Origin of the sequence: Streptomyces katrae, from assembly GCF_002028425.1 — a bacterium.
Lineage (GTDB): Bacteria > Actinomycetota > Actinomycetes > Streptomycetales > Streptomycetaceae > Streptomyces > Streptomyces katrae_A.
In genome coordinates this window covers 3,931,732-3,947,775 of sequence record NZ_CP020042.1, presented here as the reverse complement: position 1 = coordinate 3,947,775, position 16,044 = coordinate 3,931,732, and the positions used below count along the sequence as shown (strand labels likewise).

General features: G+C 70.2%; 15 protein-coding genes. 6 read left to right on the top strand and 9 right to left on the bottom strand.

The window, feature by feature from the left end; translation table 11 throughout:
• Positions 1 to 114: 114 nt before the first annotated feature.
• Positions 115 to 765, bottom strand: coding sequence for an HAD family hydrolase (locus B4U46_RS17940; RefSeq protein WP_079428666.1), 651 nt, complete (start codon positions 763 to 765; stop codon positions 115 to 117).
• Between the two features lie 101 nt (positions 766 to 866).
• Here B4U46_RS17940 and B4U46_RS17935 point away from each other — a divergent pair, with 101 nt between their 5' ends.
• The gene (locus B4U46_RS17935; RefSeq protein ID WP_237292965.1) at positions 867 to 1,754 is read left to right on the top strand and encodes a GNAT family N-acetyltransferase; all 888 of its coding nucleotides are present in this window, start codon (positions 867 to 869) and stop codon (positions 1,752 to 1,754) included.
• 17 nt (positions 1,755 to 1,771) lie between these two features.
• Entirely contained in the window at positions 1,772 to 2,233 is a 462-nt protein-coding gene (locus tag B4U46_RS17930; RefSeq protein WP_079428662.1) for a GNAT family N-acetyltransferase, read from the top strand.
• 89 nt (positions 2,234 to 2,322) lie between these two features.
• Here the strand turns inward: B4U46_RS17930 and B4U46_RS17925 are convergent, their stop codons facing one another.
• Positions 2,323 to 3,708: a serine hydrolase domain-containing protein gene (locus B4U46_RS17925; protein ID WP_079428660.1), complete on the bottom strand. Its 1,386-nt coding sequence runs from the start codon at positions 3,706 to 3,708 to the stop codon at positions 2,323 to 2,325.
• A 9-nt stretch (positions 3,709 to 3,717) separates the two neighbouring features.
• Positions 3,718 to 5,184 carry a replicative DNA helicase gene (gene dnaB, locus B4U46_RS17920; RefSeq protein WP_079428658.1) on the bottom strand — a complete coding sequence of 489 codons (1,467 nt, stop codon included), beginning with the start codon at positions 5,182 to 5,184 and terminating at the stop codon, positions 3,718 to 3,720.
• A 452-nt stretch (positions 5,185 to 5,636) separates the two neighbouring features.
• Here dnaB and B4U46_RS17915 point away from each other — a divergent pair, with 452 nt between their 5' ends.
• On the top strand, positions 5,637 to 6,974 hold the full coding sequence (locus B4U46_RS17915; RefSeq protein ID WP_079428656.1) for an MATE family efflux transporter: 1,338 nt from the start codon (positions 5,637 to 5,639) through the stop codon (positions 6,972 to 6,974).
• Between the two features lie 145 nt (positions 6,975 to 7,119).
• On the opposite strand, the gene rplI is transcribed toward B4U46_RS17915, so the two are convergent.
• The 4 genes from rplI to rpsF all read right to left on the bottom strand — a co-directional run bounded on the left by rplI (position 7,120) and on the right by rpsF (position 8,809).
• Positions 7,120 to 7,566, bottom strand: coding sequence for a 50S ribosomal protein L9 (rplI, locus tag B4U46_RS17910; RefSeq protein WP_042810204.1), 447 nt, complete (start codon positions 7,564 to 7,566; stop codon positions 7,120 to 7,122).
• An 18-nt stretch (positions 7,567 to 7,584) separates the two neighbouring features.
• Positions 7,585 to 7,821, bottom strand: coding sequence for a 30S ribosomal protein S18 (rpsR, locus tag B4U46_RS17905; protein ID WP_005315025.1), 237 nt, complete (start codon positions 7,819 to 7,821; stop codon positions 7,585 to 7,587).
• A gap of 43 nt (positions 7,822 to 7,864) precedes the next feature.
• Complete coding sequence (locus B4U46_RS17900; RefSeq protein WP_079428654.1) at positions 7,865 to 8,446, bottom strand: single-stranded DNA-binding protein; 582 nt, start codon at positions 8,444 to 8,446, stop codon at positions 7,865 to 7,867.
• A 72-nt stretch (positions 8,447 to 8,518) separates the two neighbouring features.
• Positions 8,519 to 8,809, bottom strand: a complete 291-nt coding sequence (gene rpsF, locus B4U46_RS17895; RefSeq protein WP_004950685.1) for a 30S ribosomal protein S6 — start codon at positions 8,807 to 8,809, stop codon at positions 8,519 to 8,521.
• A 252-nt stretch (positions 8,810 to 9,061) separates the two neighbouring features.
• On the opposite strand from rpsF, the gene B4U46_RS17890 reads away from it, so the two are divergent.
• From B4U46_RS17890 to B4U46_RS17880, 3 genes are all read left to right on the top strand, one after another.
• Entirely contained in the window at positions 9,062 to 9,373 is a 312-nt protein-coding gene (locus B4U46_RS17890; protein ID WP_079428652.1) for a hypothetical protein, read from the top strand.
• Positions 9,374 to 9,504: 131 nt separating this feature from the next.
• Positions 9,505 to 10,623, top strand: coding sequence for a lipid II:glycine glycyltransferase FemX (locus tag B4U46_RS17885; RefSeq protein WP_079428650.1), 1,119 nt, complete (start codon positions 9,505 to 9,507; stop codon positions 10,621 to 10,623).
• Between the two features lie 73 nt (positions 10,624 to 10,696).
• The gene (locus tag B4U46_RS17880) at positions 10,697 to 11,728 is read left to right on the top strand and encodes an alanine racemase (protein ID WP_079428648.1); all 1,032 of its coding nucleotides are present in this window, start codon (positions 10,697 to 10,699) and stop codon (positions 11,726 to 11,728) included.
• Positions 11,729 to 11,770: 42 nt separating this feature from the next.
• Here the strand turns inward: B4U46_RS17880 and B4U46_RS17875 are convergent, their stop codons facing one another.
• Both B4U46_RS17875 and B4U46_RS17870 read right to left on the bottom strand, forming a co-directional pair.
• Positions 11,771 to 13,258: a glycosyltransferase family 87 protein gene (locus B4U46_RS17875; RefSeq protein WP_079428646.1), complete on the bottom strand. Its 1,488-nt coding sequence runs from the start codon at positions 13,256 to 13,258 to the stop codon at positions 11,771 to 11,773.
• Between the two features lie 86 nt (positions 13,259 to 13,344).
• On the bottom strand, positions 13,345 to 15,918 hold the full coding sequence (locus B4U46_RS17870; RefSeq protein ID WP_079428644.1) for a transglycosylase domain-containing protein: 2,574 nt from the start codon (positions 15,916 to 15,918) through the stop codon (positions 13,345 to 13,347).
• Between the last annotated feature and the right edge of the window lie 126 nt (positions 15,919 to 16,044).

Below are 16,044 nucleotides of genomic sequence, written 5' to 3'. Positions count from 1 at the left end.
CGGGTCTCACACGCCACGGCCTCGAATCCGTGGTTCCGGGTTTCACAGCGTGCCAGCCGACCGAGGGCACTGCGGGGGAATGGGGAAAAACCGCGTTTCGAACCCACGATCCCCTTAAGATGCTGCGACTCCCGGGCGCGTCTGCCCCACGAGCTGGTACGCCTCCCTCAGGTCACGGCCCTCGTAGACATGGGTGGCCCGCTCCGCGAGGTGCGGCCGCGCGTTCACCGCCACCGACCGCGGGAGGGCCGCGAAGAGCACCGCGTCCGTCATGGAGTCCCCGTACGCCACGCAGTCCGCGCGGGTCACCCCGAACCGCTCGCACAGCCGGTCCGCGACCGTCAGCTTGCCCTCGGGCGTCATGGCCCCCGTCACGTCGACGGGCCGCGTGAAGGGCACCTCGGGGAAGACCGAGCCGTGCGCGGCGTGCGCGCCCCACTCCAGCAGCAGCTCGACGAAGAACGACGGGGACAGGGAGACCACGGCGCAGTAGTCCCCGCGTTCCCGGATCTCCCGCCAGACGTCCCTGATACCGGCCAGCCACGGAGCCCCGTCGAAGGCCGCCCGGACGTGCAGGGGCGTCAGATCGGACCACAGCTCGCGTGCCGCCCGCGCGAAGTCCTGCGGGCCGATCTCGCGGGCGCCGAAAGCCCGCTCAAGCTCCGCGATCTCGTTCTCCAGACCGAGCTGACGGGAGATCTCCACCGGTGCGGCGGAGCCGTACATGAGGGTCCCGTCGAGATCGAACAGATGCAGCAGCGTCATAGCCGCCGAGGCTAGCGGCGTCATGTTTCACGTGAAACACCGACCGGCCGGATCCCGGAATCCCCTGGACGCCCCACGAGCGGATGATCCACTCTGGGCCGGTGACACCACCACTGCTCACCGATCTGCCGATCCGCGCGCTGACCCCGGACGACCTCCGCCACTGCGCCGACCTGTCCCAGGACCGCGGCTGGCCCCGCGAGGACCACAAGTGGGGGCTGCTCCTCACCGCCGGCACCGGGTACGGCGTCGACGCGCCCGACGGACAGGGCCTGGCCGCGGCCTGCGTCGTGACCACGTACGGGGACACCCGGGCCAAACCGGACCTCGCCGCCATCGGGATGGTCCTCGTCGCCGACAGGTTCGCCCGCCAGGGCCTGGGTCGCCGCCTCATGCAGTACGTCTGCGACGACGTCCTCGCGGGCGTACCGCTCACCCTGCACGCCACCCCCTACGGCCGCCCGCTCTACGAGGAGCTCGGCTTCGACACCACCGGCCGGGCGGAGATGCTCCGCGGTGCCTTCCTCCCGGATCCCGAGCGGACCGGTTCCGGCACCGTCCCCGTGCGTCCGGCCACCGCCGAGGACATCACCCGGATCATCCGGCTGGACACGGAGGTGTTCGGCACCGACCGGACCCACATGATCACGCGCCTGCCCGCCTTCACGGACCGGCTGCTCGTCGCCGAGGACGGATCCGGCGCGCTCATCGGCTACGCCGCCATCTGGCCCAACATGGAGACCCATGTCATCGGCCCCCTGATCGCCCGGGACACCGCCACCGCGCAGGCGCTGGTGACGGCCCTGGCCGCGAGCACCGACCGCCCCTTGCGCACCGATGTCGACGTGCGTCACGAGGAGCTGGTGGCCTGGCTCAAGGAACGCGGTCTGGAATCCCTCGCCTTCAACGCGGTCATGACCAGGGACATCCCCGGCCTGCCCGGTGACTGGACCCGGCGCTGGGCTCCCCTCACCGTCGCCGCCGGCTGAGCAGAGGACATCCGACCATGACCGAACCTTCCGGGCTGACCATCCGTCCCGCCACGGAGGCCGATCTGCCCGCCATCGTGGCCCTGCTCGCCGACGATCCGATGGGCGCCACCCGGGAGTCCCCGCAGGACCTGGCCCCGTACGCCACGGCGCTCAAGCGGCTGGCCGACGATCCGCATCAGCACGTCGTGGTCGCCGTGCGCGGCGAGCGCGTCGTGGGCACCCTCCAGCTGACGATCGTGCCGGGCCTGTCCCGCAGGGGCTCCACCCGCTCGATCATCGAAGGCGTCCGCGTCCACGCCGACGAGCGCGGCAGCGGACTGGGCACCCGGTTCATCGAGTGGGCCGTCGACCGCTCCCGCGAGGAGAACTGCCAACTGGTGCAGCTCACCTCGGACGTGACCCGCACCGATGCCCACCGCTTCTACGAGCGGCTCGGCTTCACCCCCTCCCACGTGGGGTTCAAGCTCCAGCTCTGAACCGGCAGGCAGGGGCCGGGCCGCTGCCGGCCGGCAGCGTCGGTCCCGGCCCGCCGGTGCGACGGCGGGCCGTCCTCGCGGCGGGGACGTCAGCCGATGCCGCGCCAGCCCTGCGGGTCCACCCCACCGGGCACCGGCGCCTGAGGGTCGTAGGGCTCGCGCGTGAAGACGAAGGAGCCCAGGTCGAGGTGGCTCACGGCGCCGTCCTCCCGTCGTACCGCCCGCAGGGTCTCGCCCGCGTAGTAGCCGGTCAGTCCCGTCCACGTGCCGTCGGACTCGGCGCGGAACCGCGCCGACCGGCCCGGTACGCCCACCGGGCCCAGTTCCAGCGACCCGTCCGACTTCAGCCTCAGCCCGTGGGGCGCGGTGCCCCAGTACCAGACGCCGCAAAGGTCCAGCGGGACCCGGTCGGCCTCCGTGAAGGGCCGCCAGGGCGTGGGAAACCTGGGTTCCGCGTCCGCCACGATCGCCAGCAGGTCGGTGGCCACCGTCGAGGCCGGCAGCCCCGAGGTGCAGTTCGACAGCACCACGGCCGCCATGTCGTCCGCCTCGCTCAGCCAGAGTCCGGCGACGAACCCGGGGAGCGAACCGCTGTGCCCGACCAGCCGGCGCCCGCGCTGCTCCGTCAGCTGGAGTCCCAGCCCGTAGCCGAGGTCGGCGAAGCCGGGCTCCGGGGGCGCCACCGAGGTGCGCATCTCCCGTACGCTCTGCGCGCTCAGCACCCGCTCGTCGCCGTGTGCCAGCAGGAGCGCGAACCGCGCCAGGTCGCGGGTCGTGGACCACAGCTGGCCGGCCGCAGCCATCAGCCCCAGGTCCTCCACCGGCTCGGGCAGCATCACGTCCGCCCAGGGGTGCACCGCCCAGCCGCCCGCGTGCGGGGCCTGCGGCTGCGCACTCGTACGGTGCAGCCCCAGCGGCTCCAGCACCTCGGCCCGCAGTACGTCCTCCCAGGGCTTTCCGCGCAGCGCTTCGACGAGCGAACCCAGCAGGGTGTAACCCGGGTTGGAGTAGTGGTGCCTGGTCCCCGGCGTGTGCTTGAACGGATCCTCGCCGAGCACGTCGGCGAGCGCGGGCCGCTGTGCGCCCGGGGTGCGCTCCCACCATTCGCCGGGCGTCTCCGCCGCCAGCCCGCCGGTGTGGGCCAGCAGCTGGGCGATGGTCACCTCGTCGGCGCCCGTCCCGGGCAGGTGCTTGCCCAGCGGGTCCGAGAGCGCCAGCAGGCCCTCGTCCCGCAGCCGCAGCACCAGGACGGCCGTGAAGGTCTTCGTGATCGACCCGACCCGGTACTGGACGTCCCCGTCGGGTCCGTGCCCCTCGACCGAGGTCCGCGATCCCTCCCAGACCACGTCCCCGCCCCGTACGACCGCGGCCACCACGGACGGGGCCCGGCCCTCGCTCTGCGCGACGGCGAGCCGGTGGTTCAGCGCCCGCCGGGTGGAGGGCAGGAGTTCCAGGTCTTCAGAGAACGCGTCCATGATCGGATGCTACGTGTTGGCCATGTCCACGAACCGCGAATAATGGCCCTGGAAAGCCACGGTGATGGTGGCCGTGGGGCCGTTTCGGTGCTTGGCGACGATGAGGTCCGCCTCGCCCGCGCGGGGGGACTCCTTCTCGTAGGCGTCCTCGCGGTGCAGCAGGATCACCATGTCGGCGTCCTGCTCGATGGAGCCGGACTCACGCAGGTCGGAGACCATCGGCTTCTTGTCGGTGCGCTGCTCGGGACCACGGTTCAGCTGGGAGAGCGCGATCACCGGTACCTCGAGCTCCTTGGCCAGCAGCTTGAGGTTTCGGGACATGTCCGAGACCTCCTGCTGGCGGCTTTCGGGGCGGCGGGAGCCGCCCGACTGCATGAGCTGGAGGTAGTCGATGACCACGAGCGAGAGGTCGTTGCGCTGCTTGAGCCGACGGCACTTGGCCCGGATCTCCATCATCGACAGGTTCGGGGAGTCGTCGATGTAGAGCGGGGCCGCAGAGACGTCGGGCATCCGGCGGGCGAGCCGGGTCCAGTCGTCGTCGGTCATGGTGCCGGAACGCATGTGGTGCAGCGCCACCCGGGCCTCCGCCGAGAGCAGGCGCATCGCGATCTCGTTGCGGCCCATTTCGAGGGAGAAGATGACGCTCGGCAGGTTGCTCTTGATGGAGCAGGCGCGGGCGAAGTCCAGCGCGAGCGTCGACTTGCCCATGGCGGGACGGGCGGCGATGACGATCATCTGGCCCGGGTGCAGGCCGTTGGTGAGGGAGTCCAGGTCGGTGAACCCGGTCGGCACGCCCGACATCTGGCCGGAGCGCGACCCGATGGCCTCGATCTCGTCGAGGGCGCCCTCCATGATGTCGCCGAGGGGCAGGTAGTCCTCGGAGGTCCGCTGCTCGGTGACGGCGTAGATCTCGGCCTGGGCGCTGTTGACGATCTCGTCCACATCGCCGTCAGCCGCGTACCCCATCTGTGTGATCTTCGTACCGGCCGCGACGAGGCGGCGCAGGACGGCCCGCTCATGGACGATCTCCGCGTAGTACTCGGCGTTCGCCGCGGTGGGTACGGACTGCACCAGGGTGTGCAGGTACGAGGCCCCGCCGACCTTGCCGATCTCGCCGCGCCGGGTCAGCTCCGCGCCGACGGTGATGGGGTCGGCGGGCTCGCCCTTGGCGTACAGGTCGAGGATGGCCTGGTAGATCGTCTCGTGCGACGGGCGGTAGAAGTCGTGGCCCTTGAGGACCTCGACCACGTCGGCGATCGCGTCCTTGGACAGCAGCATGCCGCCCAGCACCGACTGCTCGGCGTCGAGGTCCTGCGGCGGGACGCGCTCGAAGCCGCCGCCCCCGCCGTCCCAGGAGCCGCCCTCACGGCCCCGGTCACGTTCCTCGTCCCCACCGCGGCCGCGGCCCTCCGCGCCCCGGCGCGGACGGGCGGGCAGACGGTCACTGGGGCCGCTGTCGGCCCAGGGGTCGTCCATGGGCTCGGGCATACTCACCGGGCCGCCTCCTCCCGTCCGCAACGCGGACCTTGCCGTGTCACTCTTTCTACGACACGGCTCTGACATTTGGGACACCCGGATCGGCGCTCGGCGCGGCGGGCAACGCACAACGGTAGGGCCGCGGACGACGTCAGCCAATCTTGTTATCCACAGGCTGTGTGGATGACATGTGGACGACGGACCCAATGCTGTGGGTAAGTCGCCCGAAGCTGTGCACAGACCGGGGGACGACGCTGTGGACAAAATCACCTGACCCACATCCACACCGGCACTGACCTGCAATTTCCTCCTCCACCGACAGCTGCGCGGAAAATTCTTGGCCACTGTCTCAAGATCGTCCGCAGCCGCGCGCCAAGAACACCCAAGTCAGCGCATAGGTAAGGATCTACTTGCCCTTGCATCTATTACCTGTGGAAGATTAGATTGAGCCCATGACACAGGCCCCGATAGCCGAGAAGGCCACCCCGAGACGGCACGACCGGGAGATACTCGCCCTCGCCCTCCCCGCCTTCGGCGCCCTCGTCGCCGAGCCCCTCTTCCTGATGGCCGACAGCGCCATCGTGGGTCACCTCGGCACCCCGCAGCTGGCCGGCCTCGGCGTCGCCGCCGCCCTGCTCACCACCGCCGTGAGCGTGTTCGTCTTCCTCGCCTACGCCACCACCGCTGCCGTCGCCCGCCGGGTGGGCTCGGGCGACCTCCAGGCCGCCATCCGGCAGGGCATGGACGGCATCTGGCTCGCCCTCCTGCTCGGGGCAGCGGTCGTCGCCGTCGTCCTGCCCACCGCGCCCTCGCTGATCTCCCTCTTCGGCGCCTCGGACACCATCGCCCCGTACGCGGTCACCTATCTGCGCATCTCCGCGCTCGGCATCCCGGCCATGCTCGTGGTGCTGGCGGCCACCGGGGTCATCCGCGGCCTCCAGGACACCCGCACCCCGCTCTACGTGGCCATCGGAGGCTTCGCCCTCAACGGCGCCCTGAACGTGGCCCTGGTCTACGGGGCCGGGCTGGGCATCGCGGGTTCGGCCTGGGGCACGGTCGTCGCCCAGTGCGCCATGGCAGGCGCCTACCTCTGGGTGGTGGTCCGGGGCGCCCGCCGGCACGGCGCCTCACTGCGGCCCGACACGGCCGGCATACGCGCCTGCGCCCAGGCGGGCGCACCCCTGCTGGTCCGCACCCTCTCGCTGCGCGCCATCCTGATGATCGCGACCGCGGTGGCCGCCCGGCTGGGGGACGCCGACATCGCCGCCCACCAGATCGCACTGTCCCTCTGGAACCTGCTCGCCTTCGCCCTGGACGCCATCGCCATCGCCGGGCAGGCCATCATCGGCCGCTACCTCGGCGCCGGAGACACCCTGGGCGCCCAGGCCGTCTGCCGCCGCATGGTGCGCTGGGGCGTCGGCTCGGGCGTGGTGCTCGGACTGCTGGTCGTCCTGGCCCGCCCGGTCTTCATCCCGCTGTTCACCGCAGACCCCGTGGTCGAGGACGCCCTGCTCCCCGCACTGCTGGTCGTGGCCCTGGCCCAGCCGGTGTGTGGGGTCGTCTTCGTCCTCGACGGGGTGCTGATGGGCGCTGGGGACGGCCCCTACCTCGCCCGGGCCATGCTGCTCACCCTCGCGGTGTTCGCCCCGGCCGCCCTGCTCGTCCCCGTCGTCGGCGGTGGGCTGACGACGCTCTGGTGGGCCATGGCACTGATGATGCTGGTCCGGATGGCGACCCTCCAGCTGCGCGCCCGCTCGGGCCGGTGGCTGGTGGCCGGCGCCACCCGTTAGCCGGGGCACCAGGCCCCGGCTCCGTGTTTCACGTGAAACACGACCGGCCCCCGGACGTTTCACGTGAAACAACGCCTTCCCGGCACCGCCCGGAAACGACGAAGGGCCGCACCCCCGGAGGGGTGCGGCCCTTCATGCGCTGCCCTTAGGCGGCGACGACCTCGATGCCCACGTTCGCGGCGACCTCGGCGTGCAGACGCACGGAGACCTGGTACGAACCGAGGGTCTTGATCGGGGAGCCCAGCTCCACGCGGCGCTTGTCGACCTTCGGGCCACCGGAAGCCTCGATCGCCGTGGCGATGTCGGCCGGGGTGACGGAACCGAAGAGACGACCGGCGTCACCCGCGCGGGTGGCCAGACGGACCTTCACGCCCTCGAGCTGGGCCTTGACCTCGTTGGCCTGCTCGATGGTCGCGATCTCGTGGATCTTGCGGGCGCGGCGGATCTGCGCCACGTCCTTCTCGCCACCCTTGGTCCAGCGGATCGCGAAACCACGCGGGACCAGGTAGTTGCGAGCGTAACCGTCCTTGACGTCGACGACATCGCCGGCGGCACCGAGGCCAGAAACCTCGTGGGTCAGGATGATCTTCATTAGTCGGTCACCCTTTCCTTAGCGCGCGGTGGACGTGTAGGGCAGCAGCGCCATCTCACGGCTGTTCTTCACGGCCGTGGCGACGTCACGCTGGTGCTGCGTGCAGTTGCCGGTAACGCGGCGGGCACGGATCTTGCCGCGGTCGGAAATGAACTTCCGCAGCATGTTCGTGTCCTTGTAGTCCACGTACGCGGTCTTGTCCTTGCAGAACGCGCAGACCTTCTTCTTAGGCTTGCGCACAGGCGGCTTCGCCATTGTGTCTCTCCTGTGTGATCAAGAAGTGGGGTTACGAGCTGCCCTAGAAGGGAGGCTCGTCCGAGTAGCCACCGCCGGAGCCGCCGGAGCTTCCGCCCCAGCTGCCCCCGCCCTGCTGCTGCTGGCCGCCGGCCGGCGCGCTGGACGCCCACGGGTCGTCGGAGGGAGCTCCGCCGCCCTGGGGACCGCCGCTGGGGGCTCCCCAGCTGCCGCCGCCCTGCTGCTGACCGCCGCCGCCGTATCCACCCTGGCCACCGCGGCCCGTGGTCTTGGCGACCTTGGCCGTGGCGTTCTTCAGGCTGGGGCCGACTTCCTCGACGTCCAGCTCGTAGACCGTGCGCTTGACACCCTCACGGTCCTCGTACGACCGCTGCCTCAGCCGGCCCTGCACGATGACGCGCATGCCCCGCTGGAGGGACTCGGCGACGTTCTCGGCCGCCTGCCGCCACACCGAGCAGGTCAGGAACAGGCTCTCGCCGTCCTTCCACTCGTTGGTCTGACGGTCGAAGGTGCGGGGGGTGGACGCGACACGGAACTTCGCGACCGCCGCACCCGAGGGGGTGAAGCGCAGCTCGGGGTCGTCGACGAGATTGCCGACGACCGTGATGACGGTCTCGCCTGCCATGGATGAACCTCTCGGCGGGGATTGCTGCTGGGCTGCTGTGCTACTCGATCCCGATTACCGCTGAACCTGAGTTCAGTGGGTCTCGGGGCGAAGGACCTTGGTCCGGAGAACCGACTCGTTCAGGTTCATCTGGCGGTCGAGCTCCTTGACGACCGCAGGCTCGGCCTGCAGGTCGATGACCGAGTAGATGCCCTCGGGCTTCTTCTTGATCTCGTAAGCGAGACGACGACGGCCCCAGGTGTCGACCTTCTCGACCTTTCCGTTGCCCTCACGGACGACGGAAAGGAAGTTCTCGATCAGCGGGGAGACAGCGCGCTCCTCGAGATCGGGGTCGAGGATGACCATCACTTCGTAGTGACGCATGTGGAACCCACCTCCTTTGGACTCAGCGGCCACGGTCGATCCGTGGCAGGAGGGTCGTGATGCGTGCCGCACGGTGACTGAGAGCAGACACCGCGCAGACCGTACAGACTACCTGCTCGAATCCTTCCGGTTGAAATCCGGCAGGAGGGGGCCACAATCTGTATGCATCGGGTGTGCTCGGTGCTATGCCCCCGGCCCCGGCCGTCGGCGACGCCGCAGCACCGCTCTGCTTCAGCCAGGAGGTGCCTTTCGATGGCACAGGCAATGGATCGTCCGCCCATCTCCCTGCTCGCGACCGACGGCAAGCCCCACCCGCTCCAGGACGCCCTGGTGGCGGTCACCCTGATCCTCGGCGCCGTGGCGTTCGTCACTGCGTTCTTCCACAACCTGCACCTGCTCAGCTCCTGGACGGGGCTGATCGGGATCGTGACCGGCGCGTACGGACAGTTCATCTCGGCGACGACACGCGAGCGCTTCGCACTGATCATCGGCCTTGGTGCGTCTGGCATCGGCTTCTTCCTGGGCATGGCGCACGGCGGCCTCTTCGGGGGCTGGGTGGGCTGACCGGGGGACCTCCTCGGCGGGGCGCCGGCCGGACACCGGCCCGGGCTACGGCCCGTCCCCCAGATGGGTGGCGCCCCCGTCGCAGTAGGCTTCGCGCCATAGCAGCGAAGCCGCCCGAGGAGACACCCCGCATGAGCCTGTCCCTGAGCACCATCAGCCGAGAGCAGCATCTGGCGTACCTCCAGAGCCTGCCCTCGGCTAGCCACTGCCAGGTCCCGGCATGGGCCGACGTCAAGAACGAGTGGCGCTCGGAGAACCTCGGATGGTTCGACAAGTCCGGTCAGCTCGTCGGTGCCGCGCTCGTCCTGTACCGCCAGCTGCCCAAGGTGAAGCGCTACCTGGCGTACCTCCCCGAGGGCCCGGTCATCAACTGGTACGCCCCCAACCTGGAGGAGTGGCTCCAGCCGATGCTGGCGCACCTCAAGCAGCAGGGCGCGTTCACCGTGAAGATGGGTCCGCCCGTCGTCATCCGCCGCTGGAACTCCGCCGCCATCAAGGCCGGTATCCAGGACCCCGAGGTCAAGCGCCTGCGCGACGTGGAGGCTTCGTACATCGAGCCCCGCGCCTTCGAGGTGTCGGACAAGCTGCGCCGCATGGGCTGGCAGCAGGGCGAGGACGGCGGCGCCGGCTTCGGCGACGTCCAGCCCCGCTACGTCTTCCAGGTGCCGCTGGCGAACCGTTCGCTGGACGACGTCCTCAAGGGCTTCAACCAGCTGTGGCGCCGCAACATCAAGAAGGCCGAGAAGGCCGGCGTCGAGGTCGTCCAGGGCGGCTACGAGGACCTGCCGACCTGGCAGTACCTCTACGAGATCACGGCCGAGCGCGACAAGTTCCGCCCGCGCCCGCTCAGCTACTTCCAGCGCCAGTGGACGGCCCTCAACTCCGAGGACCCCAACCGCATGCGGCTGTACATCGCCAAGCACGAGGGCGAACCGCTCGCGGCTGCCACGATGCTGACGGTCGGCCAGCACGTCTGGTACTCCTACGGCGCCTCCGCCAACCACAAGCGCGAGGTCCGGCCCTCGAACGCCATGCAGTGGCGCATGCTGCGCGACTCGTACGCGCTGGGCGCCAGCGTCTACGACCTGCGCGGCATCAGTGACACCCTGGACGAGAACGACCACCTGTTCGGCCTGATCCAGTTCAAGGTCGGCACCGGCGGCGAGGCCGTCGAGTACGTCGGCGAGTGGGACTTCCCCCTCAACAAGGTGCTGCACAAGGCGCTCGACATCTACATGTCGCGCCGCTGACCCCCACCCCGCCCCTTCCACACACACCGCACCGCTGCACCACGCAGCTATCCGAGAGAGGCTCCGGACGGGCATGGCGCTCACGCTCTACGTCGACACCGCGCGCTGGCGTGCGCACCAGAAGACGATCATCGACCAGTTCCCCGGTCTGATCCCCGTCTGCAAGGGCAACGGCTACGGCTTCGGCCACGAGCGGCTGTGCGAGGAGGCGACCCGGATGGGCGCCGACATCCTGGCCGTCGGCACGACGTACGAGGCCGCGAGCATCAAGGACTGGTTCGGCGGCGACCTGCTCGTCCTCACCCCGTTCCGGCGGGGTGAGGAGCCGGTGCCGCTGCCGGACCGGGTGATCCGTTCGGTGTCCTCCGTGGACGGGGTCCGCGGCCTGGTCGGTGCCCGCGTGGTCATCGAGTGCATGAGCTCGATGCGCCGCCACGGCATCTCCGAGCAGGACCTGGGCCTGCTCCACTCCGCGATCGAGGACGTACGGCTGGAGGGCTTCGCCCTGCACCTGCCGCTGGACCGCCCCGACGGCTCGGACGCCGTCGAGGAGGTCATCGGCTGGATGGACCGGCTGCGCGCGGCGCGGCTGCCGCTGCACACCATGTTCGTCAGCCACCTGCGCGCCGAGGAGCTGGCCCGGCTCCAGCAGCAGTTCCCGCAGACCCGCTTCCGGGCCCGTATCGGTACCCGGCTGTGGCTGGGCGACCACGACGCCACCCAGTACCGCGGCGCGGTCCTGGACGTCACGCGCGTGGCCAAGGGGGACCGGTTCGGCTACCGCCAGCAGAAGGCCGCCTCCGACGGCTGGCTGGTCGTGGTGGCCGGCGGCACCTCGCACGGGGTGGGCCTGGAGGCCCCCAAGGCCCTGCACGGGGTCATGCCGCGCGCCAAGGGCGTCGCCCGGGCGGGCCTGGCCACCGTCAACCGCAACCTCTCGCCGTTCGTCTGGGCGGGCAAGCAGCGCTGGTTCGCCGAGCCCCCGCACATGCAGGTGTCGATCCTGTTCGTGCCCTCGGACGCGACCGAGCCGAAGGTGGGCGACGAGCTGGTGGCCCACCTGCGGCACACCACGACGCAGTTCGACCGGGTGCTGGACGCCTGACCCGCACCCCGCCGGGCGGGCCCGGCCGGCCCGGCCGCCAGGTCAGTCCCTGGGGTCCACGCCCCAGGCGACCCGCTGTCCCTCCGAAGGCGCCGCGTACCGCGGCGCCTTCGCCTTTTCCCCGAGTACGAACACGTCCTCGGCGCCGTCCAGGACGCCTCCGGACGGGTCGTCGGAGCCGTCGCGCCGTACGACGTCCCGCTCGGGCAGCAGGATGTCCCGCACGACGACCGCGCACAGGTAGAGCGTGGCCAGCAGGTGGACGACGATGGCCAGCTGGTAGCCCTCCAGGGGCAGTCCCTGGTGCTTGTCCCCGCTGGTCGTGTAGGCCAGGTAGAGCCAGATCCCCAGGAAGTAGGCGACCTCGCCCGCCTGCCAGATCAGGAAGTCGCGCCAGCGCGGGCGGGCCAGCGCGGCGAGCGGGACGAGCCACAGCACGTACTGCGGCGAGTAGACCTTGTTGGCCAGGATGAACGCGGCGACGACCAGGAAGGCCAGCTGGGCGAAGCGGGGCCGCCGGGGGGCCGTCAGCGTGAGCAGGCCGATGCCCAGGCACAGCAGCAGGGTCAGCCCGGTCGCGTAGGTGTTGGCCCCCTCCAGGGGGTTGCCGCTGCGCTGGGAGATCAGCAGCCAGAGCGAGCCGAAGTCGATCGGACGGTCCTGGCTGAACACGTAGAACCGCTTCCAGCCGTCCCAGGCGTAGAACATGACCGGCAGGTTGACCACGAGCCACGAGACGACCGCCCCGCCGAGGGCCGCGCCGAACGCCCGCCACTTCCCGGCCCGCCAGCACAGGACGAACAGCGCGCCGAGCAGCAGCACGGGGTAGAGCTTGGCCGCGGTCGCCAGGCCGATGAGCACCCCGCTGAGCAGCGGGCGACCCCGCGACCACATCAGCATGGCGGCGGCGGTGAGGGCGACGGCCGGCAGGTCCCAGTTGATGGTCGCGTTGAGCGCGAAGGCGGGGGCCAGAGCGAGGAGCAGGGCGTCCCAGGGACGGTGGCGGTGGGTCCGGGTGACGCAGACGGCGATGACGGCCGCGCAGGCCATCAGCATGCCCGCGTTGACCATCCAGTACGTCTGCTCGCGGTGCTGGATCGTCCCGGACGAGGGGGTCAGCCAGGAGGCCGCCTCCATGAAGGCGCCGGTGAGCACCGGGTACTCCAGGTACTGCATGCCCCCGTACTTCGGGTCGACGGCCAGGTCCGGGAACTTGTCGCGGTAGGGCACGAGCCCGTCGGCGAAGCCACGGGCGGAGTACAGGTGCGGGATGTCGGAGTAGCAGGCGTGGGTGTACTGCGAGCCCGCTCCCTGGAACCAGGCCCAGTCGTAGCAGGGCAGCTTCTGCACCATGCCGAGCGCGAACATGCCGAGGGCCACGAGGACCACGACGCGGACGGGGGACAGCCAGTGGGCTCCCGGCCGGATGTGGCGGCCGACCGGTCCGCCGATGAGCTCGCTGCCGGCGGCGGCGACCTCGTCCTGCTGCGTGGGCAGTACGGGCGGCGGGTCCTCGTGCACCTGGGTCATGGGCTCATCCTGCCGTACCGGCCCGGGCACGGGGGAGGGCCGCCGCACGGTGTGCGACGGCCCTCCGGTGGTGCGGGTGGGGCGGGTCAGCCCTGGGCGCCCATGATGCTGCCCCAGTTGCTCGTGCCGCCCTGGCGTCCCGGACGGCCCGCGGGGGGTGTGGTGGCCGGGTCGGTGTTCCCGCCGGTCGTGTTGCCGCCCGCTCCGGAACTCGTACCGGCCGCGGTCTGCGGGTCGCAGTTCAGGTTCCACGGCTTGGGCTTGCACGGCTTGCCCCCCTCGGACGGGGAGGGGGACACCGACGTGGACGGCGAGGGCGACACGGACGTGGACGGGGAGACGGAGGGGGACACCGACACCGAGGGGCTGGGCGAGGGGGCCCCGGCGGCGTCGGCGACGACGCCGATGTCCTCGGCCTCCGGGAAGTCCTTCACCGGGGTGCCCTTGAGGGCCTCGCGCATGTACTCGGTCCAGATCACCGCGGGGATGTCACCACCGTGGATGGAGTCGACACCGCCCACGTGGTTCATGGACATGAGCTTCTTGTCCTTGGAGTTCGGGTCGTTGCGGAAGAGCATGACCGAGGTGGAGAGCTCCGGGGTGTAGCCGACGAACCAGGCCGACTTGTTCTGGTCGGTGGTACCGGTCTTGCCGGCGGCGGGCCGGCCCAGCTTCTTGGCCTTGGTGCCGGTGCCGTTCTCCACGACGTTGCGCAGGACCTTGGTGACGTTGTCCGCGACGGAGTTGTCCATGGCCCGCGACTCCTTGGAGGCCTGGAAGCCGGGCAGCTTGCTGCCGTCCTTGGTGACCTCCAGGACCGAGAAGGGCTCGTGATGAGTCCCGGACGCGGCGAAGGTGGCGTAGGAGTCGGCCATGCGGATGGCGCTGGGGGTCGAGGTGCCGAGGGCGAACGAGGCGTTGTTGTTCTCGTCCATCGACTCCTCGAGGATGCCGGTGGCCTTGGCGACCTGGCGGACCTTGCTGTGGCCGACGTCGAAGACCAGCTGGGCGAACGGGACGTTGATGGACTTCTCCATCGCCTCGTTCAGGGTGACGTAGCCGTACGGGTACTCGCTCTCGTTCTTCTGCTTGAACGGCTGGCCGTCGGGGCCGAGCAGCGGCTTGCCCGAGCGGTCGTTGATCACCGTGAGGTCGTTGGCGTTGTACTTGCTGTTGGGCGAGATGCCCGCGCCCTTGGAGTTCTGCGTGCCGTACTCCATGGCCGCGGCCAGCACGTACGGCTTCCAGGTCGAGCCGACGGGGACGCCGGAGGTGTTGGCGTTGTTGGCGAAGTACTTGTGGTCCCAGCCGGGCCCGCCGTACAGAGCGACGATCGCCCCGGTCTTCACGTCGACGGAGGCGGCGCCGAACTGGACGAAGGTGTCGTACTCGGGCCGCTTCTTCTCGTCGAGGAAGTCGTTGCGGGTGTCCTCGACCGCCTTGGACAGGACGTCCACCTTGGGCTTCTGGAAGGTGGTGCGGATGGTGTAGCCGCCGAGGGCCATCTTCTCGGCGCTGATGTCGGCCGTCTTCATGACGTACGACTTGGCCACCTCGACCAGGTAGCCGGTCTGGCCCGACATGCCGCTCGCCTGGGCGAGGTCGACCCGGGCGGGGAACTCCTTGTACTTGTCCCGCTCGGACTGCTCCATGCGGTGGACGGCGACCTCACGGTCGAGCACCCAGGCCCAGCGCGCCCGGGCGCGCTTCTCGTTGGCTTCGGGGGTGGCCGCCGAGCCGATGCCGCCGTCCGGGTTGTAGAGGTTGGGGCCCTTGAGCAGGGAGGCGAGGAAGGCGCTCTCGGACGGGTTGAGGTCCTTGGCGTCCTTGCCGAAGTAGGCGCGGGCGGCGGCCTGGATGCCGTAGGCGTCGCGGCCGAAGTAGGCGGTGTTCAGGTAGCCGGCGAGGACGACGTCCTTGCTCTCGGTGGTACCCAGCTTGATCGCGATGAAGAGCTCTGTGACCTTGCGCTTGAGCGTCTGCTCGGAGTCGAGGTACATGTTCTTGACGTACTGCTGGGTGATGGTGGAGCCACCCTGGGTCGAACCGCCCGAGGCCATGTTCACCACGGCACGGGCAATACCCATGGGATCGACGCCTTTGTCCGTTTCGAACGACTCGTTCTCGGCGGCGATCACGGCATTCCGCATGGAGACCGGGATCTGGTCGATCGGGACGATCTGGCGGTTCGTGGACCCGCCGGTGGCCACCATCTGGGAGCCGTCGGCCCACTGGAAGACGTTGTTCTGCGCCTTGGCGGCCTTGTTCACGTCCGGGGTGCCGACCATGGCGATACCGACGCCGGCCCCGGCGATGATGAAGGCGAAGAATCCCAGGATGCTGCCGCAGACCAGCTTCCAGGAGGGAACGAACCGCTTCCAGCCGGTCTTCCCGGCACGGGGGTAGTCGATGAGCCGCTTGCGGCCGCCACCCCCCTTCCCACCTGGGCGTCCTCGGCCGGCGGCGGGGCGCTGGGCGGCCCTGCGGGCGTCCGCGCGACCGCCGTGGGCGCTCTGGTCCGCATAGGGTCCGCCGGGCGGTGCGGAGGGGACGCCCCGGCCGGGACCGGCGCCCCGGCCAGGGTGCTGCTGGGCAGCCCGGCGGGACGCGGCGCGGCCGCCGCCCTGGGGCTGCGGCGGTTTGCGGCGGTGCTCGCTCATCGAACGACTACTCCTCGGGCAGGCGAGTGGCCTGGAAGCGGCAGGTGATTCCGGTTCCCCCCGGTGGTCCTGCAGCACAGCCTACGCACGACCAAAACCCAATCAGTGCCGAAGTTCACCCCAAAT

What these genes read in the sequence shown, in the direction of transcription:
- B4U46_RS17940 (WP_079428666.1), bottom strand. Translation starts at nt 765, where the DNA reads ATGACGCTGCTGCATCTGTTCGATCTCGACGGGACCCTCATGTACGGC.
- B4U46_RS17930 (WP_079428662.1), top strand. Translation starts at nt 1,772, where the DNA reads ATGACCGAACCTTCCGGGCTGACCATCCGTCCCGCCACGGAGGCCGAT.
- B4U46_RS17925 (WP_079428660.1), bottom strand. Translation starts at nt 3,708, where the DNA reads ATGGACGCGTTCTCTGAAGACCTGGAACTCCTGCCCTCCACCCGGCGG.
- dnaB (WP_079428658.1), bottom strand. Translation starts at nt 5,184, where the DNA reads ATGGACGACCCCTGGGCCGACAGCGGCCCCAGTGACCGTCTGCCCGCC.
- B4U46_RS17915 (WP_079428656.1), top strand. Translation starts at nt 5,637, where the DNA reads ATGACACAGGCCCCGATAGCCGAGAAGGCCACCCCGAGACGGCACGAC.
- rplI (WP_042810204.1), bottom strand. Translation starts at nt 7,566, where the DNA reads ATGAAGATCATCCTGACCCACGAGGTTTCTGGCCTCGGTGCCGCCGGC.
- rpsR (WP_005315025.1), bottom strand. Translation starts at nt 7,821, where the DNA reads ATGGCGAAGCCGCCTGTGCGCAAGCCTAAGAAGAAGGTCTGCGCGTTC.
- B4U46_RS17900 (WP_079428654.1), bottom strand. Translation starts at nt 8,446, where the DNA reads ATGGCAGGCGAGACCGTCATCACGGTCGTCGGCAATCTCGTCGACGAC.
- rpsF (WP_004950685.1), bottom strand. Translation starts at nt 8,809, where the DNA reads ATGCGTCACTACGAAGTGATGGTCATCCTCGACCCCGATCTCGAGGAG.
- B4U46_RS17890 (WP_079428652.1), top strand. Translation starts at nt 9,062, where the DNA reads ATGGCACAGGCAATGGATCGTCCGCCCATCTCCCTGCTCGCGACCGAC.
- B4U46_RS17885 (WP_079428650.1), top strand. Translation starts at nt 9,505, where the DNA reads ATGAGCCTGTCCCTGAGCACCATCAGCCGAGAGCAGCATCTGGCGTAC.
- B4U46_RS17880 (WP_079428648.1), top strand. Translation starts at nt 10,697, where the DNA reads ATGGCGCTCACGCTCTACGTCGACACCGCGCGCTGGCGTGCGCACCAG.
- B4U46_RS17875 (WP_079428646.1), bottom strand. Translation starts at nt 13,258, where the DNA reads ATGACCCAGGTGCACGAGGACCCGCCGCCCGTACTGCCCACGCAGCAG.
- B4U46_RS17870 (WP_079428644.1), bottom strand. Translation starts at nt 15,918, where the DNA reads ATGAGCGAGCACCGCCGCAAACCGCCGCAGCCCCAGGGCGGCGGCCGC.